Below are 25,183 nucleotides of genomic sequence, written 5' to 3' on the forward strand. Positions count from 1 at the left end.
GACATCCATGCATTAAGCTGGATCTGGCTTATGGATAGGTACCCAACTAAATTCGGAGAACGTTCATGAATGCGCCGCTCAATGTAACCATCCAAACCATAAATTCATTCACTGCCCAAATCTTGCGCAATAACGACGTAGTAAACTTTAACGCCAATTACTTCAATCTGAAACTGGAAGACTACCCGGAATTAGGTGGCAAACAATGGGTATTCACAGCCGAGCACATTGTTAGAGTAGATGAAACCCGAATCGACACGAAAACGATTACCCTGCTTTTCCCTGAAGGCACTGAAGGCGGAACTTTCTTCATTCCCGCTACAACCAAGGGACTCAAAATTGACTACATCGACACAGCTGATGCCGAGCCTCATATTTATTCTGCCATCCAAGGCACAGTATTTCTGAACCTAATACGCAAAGGTGATGAAGTCAGCAAAATCGATGGGAATTTTGATATAACCGTTAGCGACACCGAAGGCAGCTCATTCAAAATCTCCGGCCAATTAAGTTACGACACCGCAATCATTTGAAAAATAGCGAACAATAAAAAGGAAGCCTGGCTTCCTTTTTATTTTATGATTCTTATACAAACATTAGAAGTTATAACTCACTCCGACGCTAGCGCTCCAATCCTGGCTGACGGTTTTACTCGTACTGGTATTGACCTCACTGTAAACCTGCCAGGCTTTTTTCGTCGGCGTCCAGTTTATTCCTGCGCCCAACTCCACAGCAGTAGCCGACAGATCATCATTAAATTGAGTGTCATTCACAGTGACCTTGTTATTTTTTATAAATTCTTGTGAAAGTGCGACTTTTAATCGGGGTTGCAATTTTCCACCATTGGCCAAGGCCATTTCGCTGCCGACCGTGGTACCGACCTTGCCGACCAGTGAGCGGGTGTGATCATTACTGACGCGCAAGCCATTATCAAGCGTGTAGTCCTTGCCCTGAGCGATGGCAGCCGCGACTTGGGTAAAGGGTTCCAGGAACACGCCATTTTCAAAAGCGATATGTTTGCCAACCTCGACCGAACCACTGAGTGCCAGATTCTTATAATCACCTTTGGTTCGTGTTCCATCGCTCATAGTGACTTTGGCACTGTTATCGAACTGGTTGATTTTGGTGACCGTATCAACGTAAAAGCCCGTCGCTGCGTCGTACCAGGTTAGATAGCCGCCAAGATATCCGCTGTTGACAGTCGCGTTGCTCCCTCGTTTCAGATCCATCTCGGTTTTGCTATAACCGACAAAGCCTCCCGCCAGCCATTGGCCATCTCCTATCGGTAAAGGTGCGTCTGCCCCCACCGATACACCTTTCTGGCTTTGTGAATAACCGTCACCATAGGCATTGTCAACATTGTATTGATTGCTAGAGGTTCGGATCCAGACCCCGGCTTGAGATTGTCCTGTCGATCGGGCGCTGACACTCGGCTCAGCGCCATTCAAACGTCGATCACCGAGCCGATTATTCAACGTAGTCATTTCTGCATAGAGAATAGTCGGTGCAGTTGCAGCAATTGCCAGGGCCGTATTGGTACCTGTGCTGACCGTCTCTTTGTCCGGAGCAAGGTACAACCCCTCCCCTTCCTTTAACAGTTTATAAGTGAATGCTCCCGCATCCACAGAACCATTCAGTAAAGAGAAAGCGGCATCGCCAGTCGCAATGCTACCGATTTTCAAAGGATTACCCGAAGCTGGATCGTTGGCACTGGCAGCTATCAATAACTGGTGGCTCCCTGTAGCCGTACCGGAAACATTCAAAAAATCACTTTCATCAGCGGCAAGATCTGCTCTCATCGCAAAAATACCAGTGCCCGACAGATTGACGATATCAACACGATTAAACGCATCACCGCCAGTCAAATCAACAGTGCCGCCATTAAGATGCAGTTTACTGACCAGGTTGTTTCCGGTCATTTTCCACTGAGCGCCATTATTCACATCGACGCTCGTGGAGTTGTAAATATTCCCCTGGATGACAGACGCAGAGTCAATTACTACAGAAGCACCGCCAGGCACATCGTTAACAATATCCCCTTTGAGAAAGCTTCGGTTATTCACATTAACTGCTGCCGCATTGTGAAGATTACCGGACAACGAGCTATCATTTTGCAATGTGATATTGGCAGACGCGCCATTTGCAATTTCGACGTTTCCAGTGAGTGCGCTGTTATCAACAGTCAGGTTAACTAATCCACCGTTGCCAACCTCTAACAAATTGCCATTTCCGCTAACCAGATCGGCACCATTGCGTACGTGTACGTTAGTAACAATCGAACGCCCGGCGCTATCGACCGCTATAGCGGCACCGCTGCCTCCCGACACGCGCGTGCCATCCAGCACCAGGGTATTGGCGCGATTGATAAAATTATCCCCGCTCAGCAAGATGCCATTCATTCCTCCGACGATACTGCCGCCTTGTGCGAAAACATCGCCGCTGGCCAAGCGTAAACCGTAACCATTGGCGCTATTGGAAATCAGATCAGAACGGGTCAGGTTGAGTGTAGTTTGCGCGCTGACGACCGCTGCTTCTATACCGCCGGTAACCGTAGTTCCAATCAGGGACACCACTGTCTCACGAGGCGCGCTAGGTATACGCCCAACCTGCAACCCTGTGGTATCACTGGTAATCGTGCTGTTTGTGATGACAGCGGTTGAGTTGGTAATGGTGACAGCCGGCTGATTTGCACGCGCCGTGACCGTGGCACGATCGAGCGTCACTGTCGAACCGTTAGTTGCTCGAATATCTTGCAAGGTTCCGGCATTAACAACCAGCTTTGAAGCATTCGAAGAAATATTTAATGTCTCAGCATTATTCACGGTCAACGTAGCACCCCGCCCAATAATAAAGTCCTCCACTGGCGCACTATTATTGATCGTTTCATCGGTGATGATGGCGCGAGCATGAGCCATCGATGTGGACAATACGGAAAAAGCGAGAAACCAGAATTTTCCTGCACGACCCGCCATCAGTTTTTTGTCAAAACAATGCAAAGGCATAAGAATTACCACCCAAAAATAAATCAACAAGGATAACTTGGAGGGGCTTCCCATTAAAGTTTCCTCCCCCAGAATGGCCAGAAGGCTACAGACCAAGTTCTCGCTTTTCTGTAGGACTAATCCTTAACTACTGAAAGAAAAATCTGCGCCGTTGAAAAAACCAAACGGGAAGGCATTTCTCATGCCTCCCGTTTAATCGGACCCGGTTTTCTTGACTCTCCCTCTAATCACCTCACTTCATGACAGAACTCACGGTTCCCATTGACCAGAGAAATAATCTTCACTGTGGCATTCGATGTTGCTCGAGTACCATCGGTCCACACCACCGTGTACTTGAGTGATGCATAAGTAATCGCCGGCGCAGGTACAGGGAAAGGATCCGGGCGCGTCTGGATCGGTACAATCTTGGTCAGATATTCCGCGATCTGACCCGTGATGCCCGTCGTGGCTTCGGTTCCGGTTACAGTAATAGGCACATCTTGATCGGTATCAGTGATTGGCGATTGTCCGGCAGCATCAGTAGTCCCAACCCAATGGGCGGTAATGCTTTGCAAGCCAGCCAGAACAGGATTCGCCGCGACCCTGAAAGTCAAAAACGGCAGAGGTGGTTTGACGCCTCGGATGAATCCAACGGTTGGGCAGTTGATAATCGTGCCGTTGTCGAACAACCTGTCAATGACCGGGTCAGGCACTTCCTTCGCGACAGTTGTCACCGTGACCGTTTCATCCAGAGACCGTTGCGGGTTGATACCGCCGATATACGAGAAGCTCCAGTAGGTCAATTTGTCCCCGGCTTGACCATCAACCACTCTCTGGGCGGGCAAAGTACCTTTGTATTCTGTCAAACCTTCCGGTGAAAACTCATTGACGACAAGTCCGTTGTAGAACCACTTACAAACAACGTCGTTACCCAATGGCTCGGTGGTCGGCAATGGAATAATGACCTCCGGATCTGTCAGCAGATCCGGAGGATTCAGTGTATTCAGAATCTTGTCGACCCCACGAAGTTGCACTTTCGCCAGCAATTTATTGATTTCATCAGGCTCATCCGGGTTTTCCTCACCTGGGTAGGAGAAATCCAGATCGGGAGTTGCCGCCGGGGAGTCTTTCGGAGTGAGACCACGCATCCAGGTCCACACGACACGCGTGCCAACTTCACGAACGTCAGGGTCTCCTCCAGCAAGAGAGGCGTAAATCGTTTTCAAGTCAATCCATTTAATCCTGAAGGTCAACTCGGTATTGGTTCCAAACTCTTGCACCGGAGGATCAAGGTCAATTGTTTCAAAATTCTCGAAAAACACAGTAGCCTTGTCGGTGTCTTGCGTATTTAGAGGACGTAAAACTCTAATCGGTACCCCTGAAGTTCCGTAGAACCTCACATCGGCGAGGTCAATGACGTTATCGCCGGCGGTGTTGGCAGCGTCAATGATCGGAGGAGCGGGGACAGGAAGTGGGACAAATTCGACGATTCGACTGTAGGCGAGCATATCTGCGCTGCGGTTACCCGCCGCATCTTCATAGGCCATGATCAGCCACACGGTACCGTTTGCCAGTTTACTGATGTCCAGCATCGGGATAGACACCTTCCCATCCGCTGGTACAGGATCAACAGTCAAAGTCGGGGTGAGCTGACGTGTAGGCCTTAGCGTTGGGCTCAAGTAAATAAAGCATTTATCTGTAGCTTTAATTTCCCACTTGCCATCTGTGACCGGCAACGTGAACTCCATCCCGGTAGTTCGAATGGTTTCAAGATAGGCCGTATCAATTTTAGCGTTCGCAGGCAGTGGAAAGTCCACTCGGGTGGGAGCCAGAACACGGACATCGCCCTTGTTGTGGAAAGGCGCGAAAGTATCCACGAAACAAGTGGTGATTTCAGAGTATTGAGGGTTGCCGTCCAGTTGTCCCGAACTTTGGATTTTCCACTGGGTAGGTGAGGCAGAACCCGTCGTGAGAATATCCGTGAGCCTGCCCGCAGGCAACGTGACATTCCATTGAGTAGGCCGACCGGAAACAGCGGGGGCCGGTTGACGCAGCCACTCCACCCATGCCCAGCTATCAGGAGCATCCGGGTCGTCGATACCCTCCTGAAAGGCATAGCCCTCGATAACTACTTCGTCTCTGTCACTCGGAAACTCCCATGCGAAAACAGTAACCGTAATGGGAAGATCGGGCTGGCGTGCAACTGTTGTAGTCGCCGCCTGTGCCGCGGCGCTTTTCAATATCGTAACGGGCACTACTCCACCATCTGCCACACCCACAATCACAGGTTTTGGCGAATCTGCCGAAACGCCTATATTTAATCGATTTTTTCTGAGTTCTTTCCGAGAGTTCTCCGCGGCCTGTTGTACAGCGCTTAGCTTCATATCGATTGTCATGTTAACAGCTCCCTTCCGTTTATTAACGACGCCAGCAAAAAAACAACGCAATCCAGCAAGTTTCAAAAAACAACAACAATCAAGGTTCACAGCTGCGATTTGTTCCAGGAATTATCCTGTCTACCTTAATAAGCCCAGGAGATGACTTCGCAAAAGGCACACCGTTTCGGTATATCGAATAGACCGCCAACGCCGAGGAATTTTTTTCCAACGGTTTTACATATTGCTCATAATCGGTTATCAAAAAATCATATCCCTCTACCACTTCCTGAGCGGTCAATACCTTCTTCAGTTCGTGGGTAAACAGCACTGGACCGGAAGCATTCAAACTTGCATACCCGGTCCACTCCAAACGCAACTCGTCGTTCTCGAACCAATCCACCAGCGTTGGCACTGGAATGCGCACGATCACCTTCTCCCATAACCTGGGAGTCGAACCGCAATTCAAATATCCCTGCAGACTTCTACTCGGAAATTCAGGTTCAACCAATAAAACAGGTGGCGTGCGTCTAACGACAAGAATTGTGTCGCCCGAGTAAGCGGGATTTCCTTCCGTGATGGTCTCGTAATGCAAACGGTACGTTCCATCGGCGGCGAAGAACCTAGGCGCAATGACTGGCCGATAATCTGGCTCGGTTAGTGGACTCGGATAGTTTTGATTAAAAACCTCGTCCCCCTCCAAATAAATATAAAGAAAATTCGATGACCCAACCGGCGCCGGAAAAGGCCATCTCGGTACTATTACAGTCAAGCCATTTTGATGGGCAATAGGAAGAATGACTCCATTCGCATCGACCTCAATAACTACCGGGGGGTCGTAATCAAATACACCGATTGGATCAGTGCCAGGCCGCCCCGCTAGGTTTGTTGTTTTTGGATCGTTCATTTGACGTACCTGCTTGAATCGGCTTGCAACGCTATGACTTTTATTAGGCGCTTCAAAATGAGTTCCGCCTACTGTCAGATCTGACAGGGTACGTGACCGCTTGTCGGGATTTTCAGGTTGCATACGTCTTCAGGTAGTAGGCGTGTCTTGACGAAGGCGGAGTATTTGGTGTTATCTGAAACCGGTTTCAACGATTAACAAAACTCATCCAACAAAAATAAAGTTGCCACCATGAACGTCTTCTCCACCGCCCGACGCAGCCGTGTAACCATGCTCGACGTCGCCGAGCGCGCCGGCGTGTCCAAGGCCAGTGTCTCGCGCTTCATCGGCGATGACCGCGCCCTGCTCTCCGATGCCATCGCTCTGCGCATCGAGCACGCCATCGCCGAGCTCGGGTACCGACCTAACCAGATGGCTCGCGGGCTGAAGCGCGGGCGCACACGCCTGATCGGTATGCTCGTCGCCGATATCCGTAACCCTTATTCGATTGCCGTAATGCACGGGGTGGAAACCGCTTGCCGTGCGCATGGCTACAGCCTGGTGGTGTGCAACACCGACCGCGATGACGAGCAGGAACGCCAGCACCTGGCGCTGTTGCGTTCGTACAACATCGAAGGGCTGATCGTGAACACCCTTGGCCATCACCGTGACGAACTGCATGAACTGCGCCGCGAGATGCCGCTGGTGCTGGTGGATCGCAAGGTCGACGGGCTCGACAGCGACATGGTCGGGCTGAACAACCCGCAAGCCGTTGAGATGGCGATCACGCATCTGGAGCAGCATGGATATCGGGATCTGGTGCTGGTGACTGAACCGTATGACGGCACCAGCTCGCGGATCGAGCGGGTCAGCAGTTTTCAGGCGCAGATCGCGCTGCACTCGAACCTGGCCGGGGCGGTGCTAGAAACCGGCGATGACCTGAGCACGCAACTTCAAACCTTTTTAAACACTCCCGGCGACGGCCCGAAAGCATTGTTTTGCGCCAATGGTGTGGCGGCGCTTGCTGCCACAACGGCATTGCGGGAGATGGGTGTGCGGTTGTTCGAGGATGTCGGGCTGATTGCCCTGGACGATCTGGATTGGTATCCGTTGGTGGGCAGCGGGATTACCGCGCTGGCTCAGCCGACGCAGGAGATTGGCGCGCGGGCGTTTGAGTGTTTGCTCAAGCGGTTGCGTGGGGATGATGAGGTGGCGCGGGTGGTGGATTTTGCGCCGGTGCTGGTTGAGCGTGGGTCAACCCGTGAGGTTGGTAGTGCTTGACCTGCTCGCGAAGGCGCCCGAGAGAACAACACAGCAACACCTGATATTTTTTTGAACAAAAATGAAACCGGTTTCAGAGGTCAATAACAATGAATAAACCCGCCGTTTCCATCAGCCTGTCCAGCTACGGCGCCGAGCTTGTACGCCAGCGCGGGCAGGATGCTTTCATCGAGGTTCTGGCTGCCGCCGGGGCCAATCGCATTGAGTGGCGCGAGGAACTGCTGACGCGTGAAGACCCTGCGCAGCTGGCGCAGGCCACGCAGGCGCAGGGCTTGCTAAGCATCTATTCCTCACCGACCGAACTGTGGCTGGCCGGTCAGGCGCAGCCCAATCCCGAGTTGATCACCGCACTGCAACAAGCCGAAGCGTTCGGCTCGAAATGGCTGAAAGTCTCCCTCGGCTACTTCACCGACACCGACGATCTGCAAGCCTTGGCCGAACGCCTGAAGCGCACTTCAGTGCAACTGCTGGTGGAAAACGACCAGACTCTGCACGGCGGACGCATCGAACCGTTTCAGCGCTTCTTCGCCGCCGTCGAGCAGCACAATCTGCCGATCAAAATGACTTTCGACATTGGCAACTGGCAGTGGCAGGACCAGTCCGCCACCAGCGCCGCCCGCCTGCTCGGCCGCCATGTCGGCTATGTGCACTGCAAAGCCGTGGCCCGTCGCGCCGACGGCAAACTGGTGGCGGTGCCGCCGGCCGTCAGTGACCTGCATCTGTGGGAACAACTGTTGCGGCACATGGCCCAAGGCGTTATGCGCGCCGCCGAATATCCGTTGCAGGGTGATGATCTGGTGCAACTGACCACCGAGCACGTCGCCGCCCTCGCCCGCCTCGGCCAATCGCGTCTGGAGCCTGCTCATGTCTGAGATCGATATTCTCTCGTTCGGCGAAACCATGGCGATGCTGGTCGCCGAGCAGACCGGTGATCTGGCAGCAGTCGAACACTTTCACAAGCGCATCGCCGGGGCCGACAGCAATGTCGCGATCGGGCTGTCGCGCCTGGGTTTCAACGTCGCGTGGCTGAGCCGGGTCGGCGACGATTCGCTCGGGCGCTTTGTGGTCGAAGCCTTGATCAAGGAAGGTCTGGATTGCAGCCACGTCGACGTCGACAAACAGCACCCGACCGGTTTCCAGTTCAAATCGCGCAATGACGATGGCAGCGACCCGCAGGTCGAGTATTTCCGACGCGGTTCGGCGGCCAGTCATTTGTCGCCGCAGTCGATTACGACCAATCTGCTGAGCGCTCGCCATCTTCATGCGACTGGCATTCCTCCAGCGCTCTCGGCCTCGGCGCGGGAGATGTCCTTTGAATTGATGACACGCATGCGCAACGCCGGACGCAGCGTGTCGTTCGATCCCAATCTGCGTCCGAGCCTGTGGGCCAGCGAGCGCGAGATGATCGGCGAGATCAACCGCCTCGCCGCTCTCGCCCATTGGGTGCTGCCGGGGTTGAGCGAAGGCCGTTTGCTCACCGGTTTCGAAGACCCGGCGGACATTGCTGCGTTTTATCTTGATCAAGGTGCCGAAGCGGTGGCGATCAAGCTTGGCCCGGAAGGCGCTTATTACCGAACGCATCTGGCATCGGGATTTGTCGCCGGTGTGCCGGTGGCGCATGTCGTCGACACGGTCGGTGCCGGTGATGGTTTTGCGGTGGGGATGATCAGTGCCCTGCTTGAGCACCAGAGTTTTGCCGAGGCGGTGCAGCGTGCGAACTGGATTGGCAGTCGGGCGGTGCAGAGTCGCGGGGATATGGAGGGCCTTCCAACTCGGGCTGAACTCCTCACTGAATTCGAAGGCGCCGATCGCGAGCAGGCTCACTCCTACAAGGGAACGCATTTCAAATGTAGGAGTGAGCCTGCTCGCGATGGGGCCGTCACAGACAACTGATCAATTGAACCTGCTGCGACAAAAACAACAAGCTCAGGAGCAAGACCCATGAAAACCGCAACCCTCGCCACCCGCCGCTGGTGGTACATCATGCCTATCGTGTTCATCACCTACAGCCTGGCGTATCTGGATCGCGCCAACTACGGCTTCGCCGCCGCATCGGGCATGGCCGAAGACCTGATGATCACCCCGGGCCTGTCATCGCTGCTCGGTGCGCTGTTCTTCCTCGGTTACTTTTTCTTCCAGGTGCCGGGTGCGATCTACGCGCAAAAACACAGCGTGAAGAAACTGATTTTCGTCAGCCTGATTCTCTGGGGCGGCCTCGCCACGTTGACCGGCGTGGTCTCCAACGCCTATTGGCTGATCGTCATCCGCTTCATGCTCGGCGTGGTCGAAGCCGCTGTAATGCCGGCGATGCTGGTGTATCTGTGCCATTGGTTTACCCGTGCCGAACGCTCACGGGCCAATACCTTTCTGATCCTTGGCAACCCGGTGACGATGCTGTGGATGTCGGTGGTTTCGGGTTATCTGGTGCAGCATTTCAGCTGGCGCTGGATGTTCATCATTGAGGGCCTGCCGGCGGTACTCTGGGCGTTTATCTGGTGGCGTCTGGCCGATGATCGTCCAGCGCAGGCCAAGTGGCTCAACGAGCAGGAAAAGCAGGATCTGGAAAGCGCACTGGCTGCTGAACAGGTCGGTATCAAAGCAGTGAAGAACTACGCCGAGGCGTTCCGTTCGCCGAAGGTGATCATTCTCGCGCTGCAGTTTTTCTGCTGGAGCATCGGCGTTTACGGCTTTGTGCTGTGGCTGCCGTCGATCCTCAAGGCCGGCGCGCAAATGGACATGATCGAAGCCGGCTGGCTGTCGGCGCTGCCGTATCTGGCGGCGGTGATCGGCATGCTTGTGGTGTCGTGGGGTTCGGACAAGTTGCAAAAGCGCAAACGCTTCGTCTGGCCGCCACTGCTGATCGCATCGATCGCGTTTTACGGCTCCTACGCGCTGGGCGCAGAACACTTCTGGTGGTCGTACACGCTACTGGTAATTGCCGGCGCGTGCATGTACGCGCCTTACGGGCCGTTTTTTGCCATCGTCCCGGAGATTCTCCCGGCCAACGTTGCCGGTGGCGCCATGGCGCTGATTAACAGCATGGGCGCGCTCGGTTCGTTCGGCGGCTCGTATCTGGTCGGTTACCTGAACAGCTCCACCGGTTCGCCCGGCGCTTCGTACCTATTGATGAGCGGCGCGTTGCTGCTGTCGGTGGTGTTAACGATTTTTCTCAAGCCCGGCGCCAGTGATCGCGTCGTCGCCAAAGCCGTCGCCACGCGAGCCGTGCCGGCGCACTCCTGAAGAGATTTTTGCCATGAAAAAACAGGTCGTGTTGTACAAGAAACTTTCACCCGCGCTGATGGCTCGTCTGCAAGAGCAGTGTGAGGTGACGCTGATCAACAGCCTCGACGCCGACGGCCTCATGCAACTGCGTGATGCCCTGCCCCGCGCCCAAGGTTTACTCGGCGCCAGCCTGAAACTCGACGCAGCCTTGCTCGATCTCGCGCCGCAACTCGAAGCCATCGCCAGCGTCTCGGTCGGCGTCGATAACTACGACATCGATTACCTGACCCGGCGCAAGATTCTCCTGAGCAACACCCCGGACGTGCTCACCGAAACCACCGCCGACACCGGTTTCGCCCTGATCCTCGCCGCTGCCCGGCGTGTGGTGGAACTGGCGAACATGGTGCGCAGCGGCCAATGGAGCCGCAATATCGGCCCGGCGCATTTCGGCACCGATGTACATGGCAAGACATTGGGGATTATCGGCATGGGCCGTATCGGCGAAGCGCTGGCGCAGCGTGGACATTTCGGATTCGGTATGCCGGTGATCTATCACAGCCAGTCGCGCAAACCGGCGGTCGAGGCGCGATTCGATGCGCAATACCGCAGCCTCGAAGATCTGCTCAAGCAGGCCGACTTCATTTGCCTGACCTTGCCGCTGACGGCGCAGACCGAAGGTTTGATCGGCGCCGAGCAGTTCGCGCTGATGCGCCCGGAAAGCATCTTCATCAATATCTCGCGGGGCAAGGTGGTCGATGAGGCGGCGATGATCGAGTCGCTGCGTCATCAACGGATTCGGGCGGCGGGGCTGGATGTGTTCGAGCGTGAGCCGCTGAATCACGATTCGCCGTTGTTGCAACTCAATAATGTGGTGGCGACGCCGCACATGGGCTCGGCGACGTATGAGACGCGGGAGGCGATGGCGCGGTGTGCGGTGGAGAATCTGTTGGCGGCGTTGAAGGGAGAGAGGCCGGCGAATCTGGTGAATCCATCGGCCTGGCAGGGTTGAGACCTGATCGTTCCCATGCTCTGCGTGGGAATGCAGCCCGGGACGCTCTGCGTCCCTTCTGGAAGCTGGAACGCGGAGCGTCCCTTGAGGCATTCCCACGCGGAGCGTGGGAACGATCAATTTGTGAAATGTCAGGCACTGCGGGCTTGTAACAGCTGCGCCGCACACAACGCAATCCGCGCACAGGCATCCGCGAGTTTCACCCGATCGACCACCAAACCAATGCGAATATGCCCCGCCGCACTCGGTCCGAACGCCTCACCCGCCAGCACCGAAACCCCATAGCCCTCCAGCAACCGTTCGGCAAACGCCTGTGCGCCGAGACCGGTCTGGCGCACATCAACCATCACAAACATGCCGCCATCCGGGCGAATCGGGTACAACCCCGGACATCCGTGCAAACGCTCGCACACCAGGTCCCGGCGCAGGCGATATTCCTCGCGCATTTGCGTCACTTCCGGCAGGTCTGACTGCAACGCAATCTCTGCGGCTTTCTGCACAAAATCCGGCAGGCCAAACAACATGCTCAGCGACAAATTGACCAAATGCTCGGCCAACGACTTCGGCCCGATCATCCAGCCGATGCGCCAGCCGGTCATGGCGTGGGATTTCGACAGGCTGTTGATCGTCGCCGTGCGCTCGGCCATGCCCGGCAGGCTCGCCGGGCTGACGTGCTGACCTTCGTAAAGCAAATCGCTGTAGACCTCGTCGCTGATCAGCCACAAGTCATGGCGGATGCACAGCGCCGCCAGTTCTTGCCAGATCAGCAGTGACAGGCTTGCGCCGCTGGGGTTGTTCGGACTGTTGAGCAGCATGGCGCGGGTTTTCGGGGTGATACGCGCGGCAACATCCACCGGGTCGACGCGAAAGCCGTTTTCCGGACGCACCGGCACCGGCACCACCGTTGCGCCACACGCGCCAAACACGCCTTCGTAGGTGACATACATCGGTTCGGCGACGATCACTTCATCGCCGGGATCAAGCAGACATTGCGCCACCGAATACACCGCGCATTGCGCGCCGGGCATGACGATCACGTGGTCGGCATCCACCGCTTGCCCGCTACGCCGACGATGGCGGTCGGCAATCAGCTTGCGCAGCGCCAGACGACCACGCACTTCGGAGTAATGGGTATCGCCCGCCAGCAAACTGTCGATCGCGCCGTGGACAATCGGCAGCGGTGTATCGAAATCCGGGTCGCCCACGCTCAGCAGCAAGATATCGACACCCTCGGCGCGCAGCTCCAGCGCTCGGTCGTGAATCTGCCAGGCAGCGGCTCCCTCCCCGGCGATTCGTTGGGTCAAGGCTGAATAGCGCATGTACGTCTCCTGATTGCGCGGTCTCCAGCCTTCACCGTATCTCAAATCACGAAACGCGCCACCATGGCGTTCAAATCCACCGCCAGTCGCGACAGTTCGTGGGTCGCGGCGCTGGTCTGGTTGGCCCCGGCGGCCGATTGCGTAGCCAGATCGCGGATGTTGACCAGGTTGCGGTCGACCTCGCGCGAGACTTGCGCCTGCTCTTCCGAGGCGCTGGCGATCACCAGATTGCGTTCGTTGATCTGATGGATCGACTGGGTGATCTGCTCCAGCGCAACCCCAGCGGCGCGGGCCATTTCCAGGGTGGTCTGGGTGCGCTGGTTGCTTTGCTGCATCGACGACACCGCTTCGCCGGTGCCGTTCTGGATGCCGGCGACCATTTTTTCGATTTCCTGGGTCGACTGCGCGGTGCGATGAGCCAATGCCCGAACCTCGTCCGCGACCACGGCAAAACCGCGCCCGGCCTCTCCGGCGCGTGCGGCTTCGATCGCTGCGTTGAGGGCCAGCAGGTTGGTCTGTTCGGCGATGGCGCGGATCACATCGAGCACTTTGCCGATATCACGGCCCTGCGCGGCCAGGCCTTCGATCATCTGCGCGGTGTTCTGCACGTCGTGGGTCATGGTCTGGATCGCGTCGACGGTTTTCACCACTTGATCGCGACCTTCGCGGGCGGCGTGGGTCGACTGGTTCGAGGCTTCGGAGGTCGACACGGCGTTGCGCGCCACTTCTTCGACAGCGGCGGTCATCTCGTTTACGGCGGTGGCGGCTTGTTCGATTTCGTTGTTCTGCTGCTGCAGGCCACGGGAGGCTTCTTCGGTCACCGCGCTGAGCTCCTCGGCAGCGGCGCCCAGTTGTGTGGCGGAACCGGCGATCTGTTCGATGGTTTTGCGCAGGTTGCTCTGCATGGTGGCGAGCGCCTGCAGCAACTGCGTCGCTTCGTCCTTGCCGTCGACTTCGATGGTTTTGCTCAGGTTGCCGTCGGCAATGGTTTGTGCGGCCAGTACGGCACGGTTCAGCGGGGTGACGATGCTGCGGGTCAGCAGCCAGGCCAGTAGCACGGTGGCCAGCGCTGCGATCACGGCAACGATGATGATCCCGGTCACGGCGCTGTCGTAGTGTTCACCAGCCTTGGTGGCCGCCGTTTTCGCATCGGTCGTGTTGATTGCAATCAGCTTGTTGAGCTGCTCGCCCATCTGGTCAGTACCCTCCTTGATCCGCGTGTTGATCAGGGTGCGCATCTCGTCGAGTTTGTCCTGACGCGACAGCTCAATCATCTGACTCTGCGCTTGCAGGTAGTTGTCCAGGGTGGTTGAGAAGGTCTGGTAGATTTCACGTTCTTCAGGGCCTGCCGGCAGCGCGGCATAGCTGGCCTGAGCCTTGCGCACCTTGTCGACCAGCACGGCAATGCGCGTTTGCGCCTCTTGCAGGCTGGCCGGCTCGCGATTGACCAGTACACGGAACGACAGGATGCGCATGCGCAGGACGTTTTCCGTTACCGCACTGAGGTGGGTGACACTGGGCAATTGCGTCGAGTCCATATCGATCGAAGCCTGACGGATGATCGACATGCGATTGACGGCGAACACACCGAGTACGATCACCAGCAAGGCGATAAAGGCAAAACCGAGAAAGGCACGGGGCGCGATATTCAGATTACGCAGGGACATAGTTGAGCTCTCGAAAGATAGAAACTACGAGCGTCCATGCGTCATCACTGGCCCGAGGGGGCGGGTTCAGTCCGGCGTCACTGTTTTAGGAAGTTATGTGCGCGCCTGTTAGCTGTATCGGCCAGGCTTTAGGAAGATTGCGGGTCAATAGCAACTATTTTTCCGGGTGTTACAACAATGAAACACTGTTGATCGCTTGGTGTAGGAGCCGCCGAAGGCTCGGGCCGCGATCGGACGATCTTTTGATTTGAGCTTTTAAAAGCAAAATCAAAAGATCGCAGCCTGCGGCAGCTCCTTCAGGGGTAGATCCCGATCTGGCTCAGCGTTTGGCGGCAAGCTGCCAGACGCGGGCGATGTCGGTGGCGCGTTCACGCAACAGACGCGGTGCTTCGGCACAGGCGTGTTCCAGTGTCATCGGGCCGCTGGTCACGGCAAATGCCGCATCGATACCGTGTTCGTAAAGTTCTTGATAACCCTCGCCCAACGTCCCGGCGATGACAATGACCGGGACGTCGTGCTGCCTGGCAATCCGCGCAACACCGAACGGGGTCTTGCCGCGCAAGGTCTGCGCATCGAATCGCCCTTCTCCGGTGATCACCAGATCAGCGCCTTTGACCGCTTCGGCAAGGCCAACCAGTTCGGCGACCACTTCCACCCCGGCTTGAAACTGCGCGCCGAGAAAAGCCTTCGCCGCAAACCCCAAACCGCCCGCCGCACCGCTACCCGGTTCATCGCGGACGTCTTTGCCCAACGCTTGTGCACACAGTTCGGCGAAGTGGCCCAACGCCTGATCGAGTTGCTGCACTTGCGCCGGCGATGCACCTTTCTGCGGACCGAAAATCGCCGAGGCACCGTGTGGGCCACACAGCGGATTGTTCACATCAGCGGCGATATCGAAACGCACCTGCGCCAGCCGCGGGTCGAGTTCGCTCAAGTCCAAGCGTGCCAGTTGCGCCAGGGCCAAGCCACCGGCCACCAACGCTTGATTCTGTGCATCGAGCAACTTCACGCCCAGCGCCTGCATCGCCCCGGCGCCACCATCGTTGGTGGCACTGCCGCCAATCGCCAGAATCACCCGTTGCGCGCCGGCATCCAGCGCTGCGCGAATCAGTTCGCCGGTACCGAAGGTGCTGCTGATGCAGGCATCGCGTTGCCCCAGCGGTACCAATTGCAAGCCACTGGCCTCGGCCATTTCGATAATTGCCGTGTGGTTGTGCGGCAACCAGCCCCACGCGGCGTCGACGGCTGTGCCCAGCGGGCCACGCACGCGGGTACGGCGCAGTTCGCCTTCGCAGGCAGCCAGAATCGATTCGACCGTGCCTTCGCCGCCATCAGCCATCGGGCATTTGATCATCGTTGCCTGCGGCCAGATCTGGGCCAGGCCGAGGGCAATGGCTTCGGCGACGCCTTGGGCACTGAGGCTGTCCTTGAACGAGTCGGGGGCGATGACAATCTTCATGGGAATTCTCCGGTTGCAATGCCCCTCATGCTGCCAGTCGGCCTGCGCCTTGACGCCTGTCCGCTGCACAAGTGGCGGGGGCGTTTATTGTTCATTTTCACAAAGACAGGGAAAGTGGCGGCCTCAAAATCACCTCACGCCGACAGATCTGTCTGGGGTAACAGCTGCACCCCAAGATACAGCGCCAGCATCCCATCGAGCCGCAGCGGATCAACCCCACTCAACTCGGCAATCCGCTCCATCCGATAACGCAAACTGTTGCGATGAATGCCCAAGGCATCGGCGCAGGCCTGACTCTGGCCATCGTGCTCACACCAACTGCGCAACGTCGCCAGCAACTGGCCGTTGCCGTCCTTAGCGATCACCTTGCGCAACGGTTTGAGCAATTCGTCCAGTGCATCATCGTTACGATGCCGCCACAACATCACTGGCAATCGATAGCGGTTCAGCGTCAGCAATCGCGAATGCGGCAACACTTCGCGACCATAGGCGAGCAAGTCGCCCACGCGGCGATAACAACGGCGCAGCCCGGCGAGTCCATCGGCCTGCCCGCCCACGGCAATGCGCAGAATCTTCCAGCCGAGGCCGTCGAGTTTTTCCAGCAAGCGATCATGCTCGACGTTTTGACTCGCCGGCCGACACCACAGCAGTGACGACTTCGCCGAACTCACGCACCAGCTATCGGGATAACGCGACGTCAGCCAGGCACTCAACGCCTCAACGGTTTGCCCCGGCCCATGCTCAAGACCCAGCTCGAACAGATACGGCACCCGCGTCAATTGCGGTTTGAGGCCAAGTTGCTGCGCCTCATCGACCAGACGCGGCGAATCCCCCGCCTCGCTCAGCAGCAGCGCCAGCAAATCATCACAACGCTGGCGCCGCCATTGCTGCTCGGCCTGCTGATTGCGCTGGCCAACGAGCATTTCGGCGGTCATGCGCACCAGTTCGGCGTAAGTGCGCAACTGCTCCGGTTCGCCAGTGATGCCAAGTACTCCGATCAAGCGCTGATCGAGCAACAGCGGCAGGTTGATCCCCGGTTGCACGCCCTTCAAATGCACGGCGGTCTGCGCGTCGATCTCGACCACGCGACCGTTGGCCAACACCAGTTGCGCGCCTTCGTGACGGGTGTTGATGCGCTCCGGTTCACCGCTGCCGAGGATCAGCCCCTGGCTGTCCATGACGTTGACGTTGTAGGGCAAAATGGCCATGGCCCGGTCGACGATATCCTGGGCGAGGTCGTGATCGAGTTCAAACATAGCGGCGGCAATCCTTGATTTATGGCACTGGCGGTTGTTCACCCGCACAGGGTCTGACGGCAAACCCTGTGCGCAGGCACAAAGACAATCCAGCCAAAGGTGGCCGAGACTCTCGGGGCGATCAACGTTAACCTTTGCATCGCAAAAAATCATAATAAAGAGAGAGCCGCTATGTCGCAGAGCGCCGCAGCTACCCAGACCATCGATGACGGTAAAAACGCCGTTTATAAACGCATCACCCTGCGTTTGATCCCCTTCATTTTCATCTGCTACTTGTTCAACTACCTCGACCGGGTCAACGTTGGATTTGCCAAATTGCAGATGCTTGATGCCCTGAAATTCAGCGAAACCGTGTACGGCCTCGGTGCCGGTATCTTCTTCATCGGCTACGTGCTGTGCGGCGTGCCGAGCAATCTGGCGTTGACCAAATTCGGCCCACGGCGCTGGATCGCGGTGATGATGATCACTTGGGGCACGCTGTCGACCTGCCTGTTGTTCGTCACCACCCCGACCGAGTTCTACACCCTGCGGCTGTTCACCGGTGCGGCTGAAGCCGGGTTCTTCCCGGGCGTTGTTTTGTACCTCTCGCAGTGGTTCCCGACCTTCCGCCGTGGGCGGATCATGGCGCTGTTCATGTCGGCGATCCCGGTGTCCGGTTTGCTCGGTAGCCCTTTCTCGGGCTGGATCCTCAATCACTTTGCTGCGGGCCAGGGCGGTCTGGCCGGCTGGCAGTGGATGTTTCTGCTGCAAGGCATTCCTACCGTCATCCTCGGCGCCCTCGCCTATTTCCTGCTGAGCGACAGCTTCGCCAACGCCAAGTGGCTGAGCCCGCATGAGCGTGCAGTGCTGGAAGCGGATCAGGCCGAAGATTTGGCGAACAAACCGAAAACCACCTCCGACTCGCTGCTGGCGGTGTTCAAGAACCCGGCGATCTGGGCGTTTGGCCTGATCTACTTCTGCATCCAGAGCGGCGTGTACGCGATCAACTTCTGGCTGCCGTCGATCATCAAGAACCTTGGCTTCAGCGATAACCTGGTGATCGGTTGGCTGAGTGCGATTCCGTATCTGCTGGCGGCGGTGTTCATGCTGGTGGTCGGGCGCTCGGCGGACCTGCGCAAAGAACGCCGCTGGCATTTGGTGGTGCCGATGCTGATGGGCGCGATCGGTCTGGTGATTGCGGTGAATTTCGCGGCCAACCCGGCCATTGCGATTCTGGGTTTGACCATCGCCACCATGGGCGCGCTGACCGGCCTGCCGATGTTCTGGCCAGTGCCGACAGCCATGTTGAGCGCCGGGGCTGCGGCCGGTGGTCTGGCGTTGATCAACTCGATGGGGCAGATGGCCGGGTTCCTCAGTCCGTACCTGGTGGGTTGGGTAAAGGACAGCACCGGTTCGACCGATGCGGCGTTGTATCTGTTGGCGGGTGTGATTGTGGGCGGGAGTCTGCTGGCGTTGCGCATGACGCGGACGTTGCGGGCTTGAGTTTTTGATGCACGGAAGAACGGCCCTTTTCAGGGTCGTTTTTTATTGGGGGTTCGGCTTGGAGTTTGTGGTGTTCTGTAGATCCTTTTCCCCCTCACCCCAGCCCTCTCCCCCAGGGGGGCGAGGGGGAAAGGGAGCCGATTGCCGGGCTATTCAGGATCCGAGTTCGACTCGGTATTGCACGTCGGTGTACCTCGCTCAAACACCTCGGTCAGTCCCTTCTCCCCTTGGGAGAGGGTTAGGGTGAGGGCTGTATTGAGCTAATAATTCACTTTGCCGCGTCACGCGCTTCTGGTATTTGATTAGGGCTTTCCCACCGACAAAAGGATTTCGGCATGAGCTTTCGCACTCTCGGGCACTCAGGGTTACAGGTGTCCACCCTCACCCTCGGCACGATGATGTTTGGCGAGCAGACCAGCGCAGAGGATTCGCTGCGCATCATCGACAAAGCCTGGGATCAGGGGATCAATTTCATCGACACCGCCGATGTCTACACCAACGGCCGCTCCGAAGAGATCGTCGGTGAAGCAATTGCCCGGCATCGGCATGAATGGGTGCTGGCGACCAAGGTCGGTTTCGGCCCGGTGGACGGCGTGCCAAACCGCAGCGGCTTGAGCCGCAAACATATCTTCAATGGCATCGATGCCAGCCTGACTCGGCTCGGCACCGACTATCTCGACATTTATTACCTGCACCGTGAAGACCACAACACACCGCTTGAAGTCAGCGTGTCGGCGATTGGCGATCTGATCCGTCAGGGCAAGATTCGCTACTGGGGGTTGTCCAACTATCGCGGCTGGCGGATCGCCGAGGTGATTCGTATCGCCGATAAACTCGGTGTTGACCGCCCGGTGATCAGCCAGCCGCTGTACAACATCGTTAACCGTCAGGCCGAGACCGAGCAGATCACAGCAGCGCAAAGCTATGGCCTTGGCGTGGTGCCTTACAGCCCGCTGGCCCGGGGCGTGCTGAGCGGCAAATACGCACCGGACGCCAAACCGGACGCCAACAGCCGCGCCGGACGTCAGGACAAGCGCATTCTGGAAACCGAATGGCGCGTCGAGTCGCTGCGTATTGCCCAACAGATTCAGCAGTACACCGAGCAGCGCGGCGTCGCAATTGTGGAGTTTGCGATCGCTTGGGTGTTGAACAACAGTGCTGTGACGTCGGCGATCGTCGGACCGCGGACGGAGCAGCAATGGGATGCGTACACCAAGGCGCAGACCGTGAAGATCACCGCTGAAGATGAGGCATTTATCGATTCGCTGGTCACGCCAGGGCACTCATCGACACCTGGATTCAACGATGTGAGTCATTTTGTGTCGGGGCGTAAACCGCACCAGGCTTGAGTTTGCCCGCCTCTCTTCGACAGCCGACACCCTCGGCTGTTTTTTCAGCGGATCAAAGCGCGATCAAACGGAATGAGTTGATTGATCGTTCAGAAATAACCAAGGACTGATAAATGCCCAATCGCCCCGTTGCGGTTTCCAGCAAGCTTTTGCGCAGTCTGCTGTTCAAACTGCCAGGCGATAAGCTGCGCGATCCCTCTTCCTCGCAAGCAAACGCGACTACCGGCAAGCGCAAACCATCGATTGAATACCGTGCGGATATTGACGGACTGCGCGCAATCGCGGTGTTGTTGGTATTGATTTTTCACGGCGGTCTGGCGCTTTTTCCGTCCGGTTTTATTGGCGTCGATATCTTCTTCGTGATCTCGGGTTATCTGACGACCGCGATCATCATGAAATCGCTGAACAACGGCACGTTCACTTTCTCGGGGTTCTACACGCGTCGAATCTGGCGCTTGCAACCGGCCGTGATTGCGTTGCTGGTCGTTACGCTGATAGTCAGCACGCTGCTGTATTTGCCCGATGACTATGTCGATTTTCTCAAAAGCGAAAAGTACACGTCGTTAATCATCTCCAACCAATACTTTTCCAAAGTGACAACGGGTTACGCCACGCCGGATACGGCGAGCCTGCCACTGCTGCACACCTGGTCACTGGCCATCGAATGGCAGTGGTATCTGGCCCTGCCGCTGGGCCTCTGGTTGTTTAACCGCTATCTGGCAAAAAGCGTTTTCAAAGCGGCGGTGCTCGGTTTGACCCTGGCGGCAATGGCGCTCGCGCTGTACCTGTCTTACACCAATCCAGAAAAAAATTACTACTTCTTCACCGCGCGAATTTTCGAATTGATGATTGGCTCCTGCGCAGTCATCTTCGGCACAGGCAAGTTCAGGCTCAATCGCCTGAGCGCCTCTCTGGTCTGTGCACTTGCGCTTGTCACGATTATCTATTGCGCCACCCTCGACGATATCCTGCCGGGCTTCCCGCAGTACCACGCCATTGCCGTGTGCCTGGCCACTGCAGCGTTGCTGTTCCAGGGTATTGGTGATGCAAGCATCACCTCGAAACTGCTGGCCTTCAAACCGCTGGTGTTTATCGGCACGCTCTCGTACTCCTTGTATTTGTGGCACTGGCCGATCCTGGCGGTGATGAGTTACATGGGCATCGCCCTCACCCCGCCGATGATCATCTTTTACTTTGTTTCGACGTTCGTCCTGGCCTGGCTCTGCTATGTGCTGGTCGAAAACCGGTTTCGAAAGGCCAGGCTCGGCTTTGCCAAAACGCTGGCCGTGCTAATGATCGTACCGGCTATCGGTCTGTCGCTGCTCCACGCTGCCAGCGTCAGACATGAAGGCTGGCCCGACCGTTTCAACCAAGGCTATAACGAGGTGTTCAATGGCTTGAAAGCCTCTGTTCCAGCCAATCGGGAAGGATGCCTGGGCGTCAGCGATGGCGCCGATCCTGGCTGCATATCAGGCGCCGTGCAGGCCGCGCCGCAAATATTGCTGATGGGCGATTCGTTTTCGAATCATTACTGGGGTTTCGTTGAAACACTGGCCAGGGATGCCAACCTTGCCGTCCTCACACAGGGTTACCCGGCGTGCCTGGCCTTGCCCGGGATCTACCTCTATGACGAGAGTAAATACACGAACGGGCTGTATCAAAAATGCCATAACGCCACTCAACGCTATTACGAGATGATTGCGAAGCAGCATTTCAAGTATGTGATCGTGGGTCAGTTCTGGGAGGCCTATCTCGACGACGACATCGTCACCAGACGGGACGACCCGCGCAGCCCGGAACTGTCGCAACAACGCCTCGGCACCGCGATCCGCAAGGCGCTGGACAAGATTGTCGAGTCAGGCGCTACGCCGGTCCTTCTGGAAAACACGCTGCCCATGCCTGCCGGGATCAACACCTGCCTGCTGCAACAGGTCAAGTTGCGCGGCTTGATGGGCAGTGCCGAGCAAAGCAGTCTCTGCGCCACAGCGCCATGGTCAGGTGCCAAAGAGCCGGTGCTGGAAAAACTCTTCAATGACCTGAAGGCTGAATATCCCGGCTTGATCGTCATTGACCCGAAAATCGTGCAATGCAAAGACGACGCGTGTATGACCACCGTCGATGGCTTGCCGGTCTATCGTGATATTGGTCACGTCACCGATTACGCCTCTTACAAGTTCGGCGAGATGTACCTCAAGCGCTTCGGTAATCCGTTGAAGGTTGCTCAGTGATGTTTTCCTGGCACTGACTACGCTTGTGGAGGAATGGCCGCAGGCTACGATCTTCGACTTTTTAAAGGCAAGACCAAAAGATCGCAGCCTGCGGCAACGCCTAGACGGTATATGTGTGAAGAATATTGAGCATCTGCCCAATATTCAGCACAAAAACCACGTATCCTTCGCGCCCCGTTTGACCATCAACCCGCGAGGACAGTTTGTCTAAAGGTATCGCTCTATCGGTTTCGGCCTCGGTGCTGTTTGCCGTCATGTATTACTACACCTCGTTGCTCACACCGTTGAGCGGCGTGGAGATCTTTGGCTGGAGGATGCTCCTGACGGTGCCGTGCATGACCGTGTTCATGCTGGTGTCCGGGGAATGGCGGCGGGTGCTGGAGCTGGTGCGGTTGATGGCGGCAAAGCCGAAATTGATCGCCGGCCTGCTCGTCTCCTCTGCCCTGCTCGGCGTGCAACTGTGGCTGTTCATGTGGGCGCCGCTCAATGGCTACAGCCTCGACGTGTCGCTGGGCTACTTTCTGTTGCCACTGGCGATGGTGCTGACCGGACGGATTGCCTACGGCGAGAGCCTGTCTTATTTGCAAAAGATCGCGGTGTTCTTCGCCACCCTGGGCGTTTTGAACGAGCTGTATCAAGTCGGCGGATTTTCCTGGGCAACACTGGTGGTGGTGGTCGGCTATCCGCTGTACTTCGTGCTGCGCAAATACCTCAAGACTGACAACCTGGGTGGCTTGTGGGTCGACATGACCCTGATGCTGCCGGTGGCGTACTGGTTTGTGCAGGGTGGCGAGCAAGGCTTCGGCGTGTTCGATCAGTACCCGGGGCTGATGTGGCTGATTCCGTTGCTGGGATTGATCAGTGCGTCGGCACTGGTGGTGTACATCATTGCCAGCCGCTTGCTGCCGTTCAGTCTGTTTGGCTTGTTGAGTTATGTTGAGCCGGTGCTGTTGCTCGGTGTGGCGTTGTTGCTCGGTGAGAGCATCAAGTCCGGGGAGTGGCTGACGTATATTCCGATCTGGCTGGCCGTTGTGGTGCTGGTCTTCGAAGGCTTCAAACACCTGATGCGCCAACGCCGTCCTTAAAAGCGAAAGATCGCAGCCTTCAGCAGCTCCTACATTTGGAATGCGTTTTTCCTGTAGGAGCTGCCGAAGGCTGCGATCTTTTGATCTACAAAAAAAATCCCGACTCTGCATTTCAGCAGGCCGGGATTTTTTCATTTCAGTGGCGGATTACTCAGTGGCAAGCACACCACGACGCACCTGATCGCGCTCGATCGACTCGAACAGGGCCTTGAAGTTGCCTTCGCCGAAACCATCATCGCCTTTGCGCTGGATGAATTCGAAGAACACCGGGCCCATCAGGGTTTCCGAAAAGATCTGCAGGAGCAGGCGCTTATCGCCCTGCTCCGAGGCGCCGTCGAGCAGGATGCCGCGCGATTGCAGCTGATCAACCGGCTCGCCGTGGTTCGGCAGGCGACCTTCGAGCATTTCGTAGTAAGTATCTGGCGGCGCGGTCATGAAACGCATGCCGATCTTCTTTAACTGATCCCAGGTCTTGATCAGGTCATCGGTGAGGAACGCAACGTGCTGGATGCCCTCACCGTTGAACTGCATCAGGAACTCTTCTATCTGGCCAGCGCCTTTGGACGACTCTTCGTTCAACGGGATGCGGATCATGCCGTCCGGTGCGGTCATCGCTTTCGAGGTCAGGCCGGTGTACTCGCCCTTGATGTCGAAGTAACGGATCTCGCGGAAGTTGAACAGCTTCTCGTAGAAGTTCGCCCAGTAGGCCATGCGACCGCGATAGACGTTGTGGGTCAGGTGGTCGATGATCTTCAGGCCGGCACCGACCGGGTTGCGATCAACGCCTTCGAGGAACACGAAGTCGATGTCATAGATCGAGCTGCCTTCGCCGAAGCGGTCGATCAGGTACAGCGGCGCGCCGCCAATGCCTTTGATCGCCGGCAGGTTCAGCTCCATCGGACCGGTTTCGATATGGATCGGCTGAGCGCCGAGTTCCAGTGCGCGGTTGTAGGCTTTTTGCGAATCCTTGACGCGGAACGCCATGCCGCACACGGATGGGCCGTGTTCGGCGGCGAAGTACGACGCCACGCTGTTCGGTTCGTTGTTGAGGATCAGGTTGATTGCGCCTTGACGGTACAGGTGCACGTTCTTGGAGCGGTGGGTCGCGACTTTGGTGAAGCCCATGATCTCGAAGATCGGCTCCAGGGTGCCCGGCACCGGCGATGCGAGCTCAATGAATTCAAAGCCCATCAGGCCCATTGGGTTTTCGTATAAATCTGCCATGGTGGCGCCTCATCATTTCTTATCAATTAACCAGGGTTATTTGTCAGTCATGCGAGGTCGGTGGGTGGCGCACAGGAGATGCCACGCACACTGCGGGCGAGGAAGTCACCGTAGATCAGTTGAAACCCGAATATCTTCATTGTCGACCCAAGGCTCTTGCGGGCGAGGCTTCTGCTGCCAGAAGACGATTATTATTGTATGCGTAACCCGATTCTACACAGCGTAAATAGGCTTGTCTGCCCTCCCTATAAAATCCGCTTTTTGGCGCCCGGCGCAAGGGCTTTGTTGCACTATGCTTTTCAGCGGCGCGCCGTTATCCGGCCTGCGTTCGAGAGTCCCACTCCCCCGCAACAGGATGCG

General features: G+C 56.9%; 18 protein-coding genes. 10 read left to right on the forward strand and 8 right to left on the reverse strand.

Features of this window, described 5'->3' with window-relative positions:
- Positions 1–65 precede the first annotated feature (65 nt).
- Complete coding sequence (locus ACOYXH_RS12485) at positions 66–533, forward strand: dimerization/docking domain-containing protein (RefSeq protein WP_095126335.1); 468 nt, start codon at positions 66–68, stop codon at positions 531–533.
- Positions 534–596: 63 nt separating this feature from the next.
- On the opposite strand, the gene ACOYXH_RS12490 is transcribed toward ACOYXH_RS12485, so the two are convergent.
- From ACOYXH_RS12490 to ACOYXH_RS12500, 3 genes are all read right to left on the reverse strand, one after another.
- Positions 597–3,056 carry an autotransporter outer membrane beta-barrel domain-containing protein gene (locus tag ACOYXH_RS12490; RefSeq protein ID WP_460410771.1) on the reverse strand — a complete coding sequence of 820 codons (2,460 nt, stop codon included), beginning with the start codon at positions 3,054–3,056 and terminating at the stop codon, positions 597–599.
- 173 nt (positions 3,057–3,229) lie between these two features.
- On the reverse strand, positions 3,230–5,377 hold the full coding sequence (locus ACOYXH_RS12495) for a hypothetical protein (RefSeq protein ID WP_320413043.1): 2,148 nt from the start codon (positions 5,375–5,377) through the stop codon (positions 3,230–3,232).
- A 79-nt stretch (positions 5,378–5,456) separates the two neighbouring features.
- Positions 5,457–6,263, reverse strand: coding sequence for a hypothetical protein (locus ACOYXH_RS12500; protein WP_460410772.1), 807 nt, complete (start codon positions 6,261–6,263; stop codon positions 5,457–5,459).
- Between the two features lie 231 nt (positions 6,264–6,494).
- Here ACOYXH_RS12500 and ACOYXH_RS12505 point away from each other — a divergent pair, with 231 nt between their 5' ends.
- The 5 genes from ACOYXH_RS12505 (at position 6,495) to ACOYXH_RS12525 (ending at position 11,754) form a co-directional block, all read left to right on the forward strand.
- Complete coding sequence (locus tag ACOYXH_RS12505; protein WP_095050891.1) at positions 6,495–7,523, forward strand: LacI family DNA-binding transcriptional regulator; 1,029 nt, start codon at positions 6,495–6,497, stop codon at positions 7,521–7,523.
- A gap of 89 nt (positions 7,524–7,612) precedes the next feature.
- Positions 7,613–8,395 (forward strand): sugar phosphate isomerase/epimerase family protein, encoded by a 783-nt coding sequence (locus ACOYXH_RS12510; protein ID WP_460410773.1) that lies wholly within the window; start codon positions 7,613–7,615, stop codon positions 8,393–8,395.
- The gene (locus ACOYXH_RS12515) at positions 8,388–9,416 is read left to right on the forward strand and encodes a sugar kinase (protein ID WP_320413046.1); all 1,029 of its coding nucleotides are present in this window, start codon (positions 8,388–8,390) and stop codon (positions 9,414–9,416) included. The genes ACOYXH_RS12510 and ACOYXH_RS12515 overlap by 8 nt, the downstream gene beginning before the upstream one ends.
- A 48-nt stretch (positions 9,417–9,464) precedes the next feature.
- Positions 9,465–10,763 carry an MFS transporter gene (locus tag ACOYXH_RS12520; RefSeq protein WP_095050893.1) on the forward strand — a complete coding sequence of 433 codons (1,299 nt, stop codon included), beginning with the start codon at positions 9,465–9,467 and terminating at the stop codon, positions 10,761–10,763.
- Between the two features lie 13 nt (positions 10,764–10,776).
- Positions 10,777–11,754 carry a 2-hydroxyacid dehydrogenase gene (locus tag ACOYXH_RS12525; protein ID WP_095126339.1) on the forward strand — a complete coding sequence of 326 codons (978 nt, stop codon included), beginning with the start codon at positions 10,777–10,779 and terminating at the stop codon, positions 11,752–11,754.
- A 131-nt stretch (positions 11,755–11,885) separates the two neighbouring features.
- Here the strand turns inward: ACOYXH_RS12525 and ACOYXH_RS12530 are convergent, their stop codons facing one another.
- From ACOYXH_RS12530 to ACOYXH_RS12545, 4 genes are all read right to left on the reverse strand, one after another.
- Complete coding sequence (locus tag ACOYXH_RS12530; protein ID WP_320413048.1) at positions 11,886–13,073, reverse strand: pyridoxal phosphate-dependent aminotransferase; 1,188 nt, start codon at positions 13,071–13,073, stop codon at positions 11,886–11,888.
- Positions 13,074–13,114: 41 nt separating this feature from the next.
- Positions 13,115–14,740 carry a methyl-accepting chemotaxis protein gene (locus tag ACOYXH_RS12535; protein WP_320413049.1) on the reverse strand — a complete coding sequence of 542 codons (1,626 nt, stop codon included), beginning with the start codon at positions 14,738–14,740 and terminating at the stop codon, positions 13,115–13,117.
- A gap of 319 nt (positions 14,741–15,059) precedes the next feature.
- A complete protein-coding gene (locus ACOYXH_RS12540; RefSeq protein ID WP_220556297.1) occupies positions 15,060–16,199 on the reverse strand; it encodes a glycerate kinase in 1,140 nt (379 codons plus the stop codon).
- Positions 16,200–16,333: 134 nt separating this feature from the next.
- Positions 16,334–17,455, reverse strand: coding sequence for a sugar diacid recognition domain-containing protein (locus ACOYXH_RS12545; protein WP_095050898.1), 1,122 nt, complete (start codon positions 17,453–17,455; stop codon positions 16,334–16,336).
- A 171-nt stretch (positions 17,456–17,626) separates the two neighbouring features.
- On the opposite strand from ACOYXH_RS12545, the gene ACOYXH_RS12550 reads away from it, so the two are divergent.
- From ACOYXH_RS12550 to rarD, 4 genes are all read left to right on the forward strand, one after another.
- Positions 17,627–18,937 (forward strand): MFS transporter, encoded by a 1,311-nt coding sequence (locus ACOYXH_RS12550; RefSeq protein WP_220556298.1) that lies wholly within the window; start codon positions 17,627–17,629, stop codon positions 18,935–18,937.
- A gap of 335 nt (positions 18,938–19,272) precedes the next feature.
- Positions 19,273–20,286 (forward strand): aldo/keto reductase, encoded by a 1,014-nt coding sequence (locus ACOYXH_RS12555; protein ID WP_460410774.1) that lies wholly within the window; start codon positions 19,273–19,275, stop codon positions 20,284–20,286.
- Positions 20,287–20,399: 113 nt separating this feature from the next.
- The gene (locus ACOYXH_RS12560; protein WP_460410775.1) at positions 20,400–22,514 is read left to right on the forward strand and encodes an acyltransferase family protein; all 2,115 of its coding nucleotides are present in this window, start codon (positions 20,400–20,402) and stop codon (positions 22,512–22,514) included.
- A 203-nt stretch (positions 22,515–22,717) separates the two neighbouring features.
- Positions 22,718–23,599 (forward strand): EamA family transporter RarD, encoded by an 882-nt coding sequence (rarD, locus tag ACOYXH_RS12565; protein ID WP_220556300.1) that lies wholly within the window; start codon positions 22,718–22,720, stop codon positions 23,597–23,599.
- 147 nt (positions 23,600–23,746) lie between these two features.
- On the opposite strand, the gene hppD is transcribed toward rarD, so the two are convergent.
- Positions 23,747–24,823, reverse strand: a complete 1,077-nt coding sequence (gene hppD / locus ACOYXH_RS12570) for a 4-hydroxyphenylpyruvate dioxygenase (RefSeq protein ID WP_093431113.1) — start codon at positions 24,821–24,823, stop codon at positions 23,747–23,749.
- Positions 24,824–25,183 lie beyond the last annotated feature (360 nt).

The organism is Pseudomonas sp. Mb7 (genome assembly GCF_054790525.1).

What these genes read in the sequence shown, in the direction of transcription:
- ACOYXH_RS12485 (WP_095126335.1), top strand. Translation starts at nt 66, where the DNA reads ATGAATGCGCCGCTCAATGTAACCATCCAAACCATAAATTCATTCACT.
- ACOYXH_RS12490 (WP_460410771.1), bottom strand. Translation starts at nt 3,056, where the DNA reads ATGGGAAGCCCCTCCAAGTTATCCTTGTTGATTTATTTTTGGGTGGTA.
- ACOYXH_RS12495 (WP_320413043.1), bottom strand. Translation starts at nt 5,377, where the DNA reads ATGACAATCGATATGAAGCTAAGCGCTGTACAACAGGCCGCGGAGAAC.
- ACOYXH_RS12500 (WP_460410772.1), bottom strand. Translation starts at nt 6,263, where the DNA reads ATGAACGATCCAAAAACAACAAACCTAGCGGGGCGGCCTGGCACTGAT.
- ACOYXH_RS12505 (WP_095050891.1), top strand. Translation starts at nt 6,495, where the DNA reads ATGAACGTCTTCTCCACCGCCCGACGCAGCCGTGTAACCATGCTCGAC.
- ACOYXH_RS12510 (WP_460410773.1), top strand. Translation starts at nt 7,613, where the DNA reads ATGAATAAACCCGCCGTTTCCATCAGCCTGTCCAGCTACGGCGCCGAG.
- ACOYXH_RS12515 (WP_320413046.1), top strand. Translation starts at nt 8,388, where the DNA reads ATGTCTGAGATCGATATTCTCTCGTTCGGCGAAACCATGGCGATGCTG.
- ACOYXH_RS12520 (WP_095050893.1), top strand. Translation starts at nt 9,465, where the DNA reads ATGAAAACCGCAACCCTCGCCACCCGCCGCTGGTGGTACATCATGCCT.
- ACOYXH_RS12525 (WP_095126339.1), top strand. Translation starts at nt 10,777, where the DNA reads ATGAAAAAACAGGTCGTGTTGTACAAGAAACTTTCACCCGCGCTGATG.
- ACOYXH_RS12530 (WP_320413048.1), bottom strand. Translation starts at nt 13,073, where the DNA reads ATGCGCTATTCAGCCTTGACCCAACGAATCGCCGGGGAGGGAGCCGCT.
- ACOYXH_RS12535 (WP_320413049.1), bottom strand. Translation starts at nt 14,740, where the DNA reads ATGTCCCTGCGTAATCTGAATATCGCGCCCCGTGCCTTTCTCGGTTTT.
- ACOYXH_RS12540 (WP_220556297.1), bottom strand. Translation starts at nt 16,199, where the DNA reads ATGAAGATTGTCATCGCCCCCGACTCGTTCAAGGACAGCCTCAGTGCC.
- ACOYXH_RS12545 (WP_095050898.1), bottom strand. Translation starts at nt 17,455, where the DNA reads ATGTTTGAACTCGATCACGACCTCGCCCAGGATATCGTCGACCGGGCC.
- ACOYXH_RS12550 (WP_220556298.1), top strand. Translation starts at nt 17,627, where the DNA reads ATGTCGCAGAGCGCCGCAGCTACCCAGACCATCGATGACGGTAAAAAC.
- ACOYXH_RS12555 (WP_460410774.1), top strand. Translation starts at nt 19,273, where the DNA reads ATGAGCTTTCGCACTCTCGGGCACTCAGGGTTACAGGTGTCCACCCTC.
- ACOYXH_RS12560 (WP_460410775.1), top strand. Translation starts at nt 20,400, where the DNA reads ATGCCCAATCGCCCCGTTGCGGTTTCCAGCAAGCTTTTGCGCAGTCTG.
- hppD (WP_093431113.1), bottom strand. Translation starts at nt 24,823, where the DNA reads ATGGCAGATTTATACGAAAACCCAATGGGCCTGATGGGCTTTGAATTC.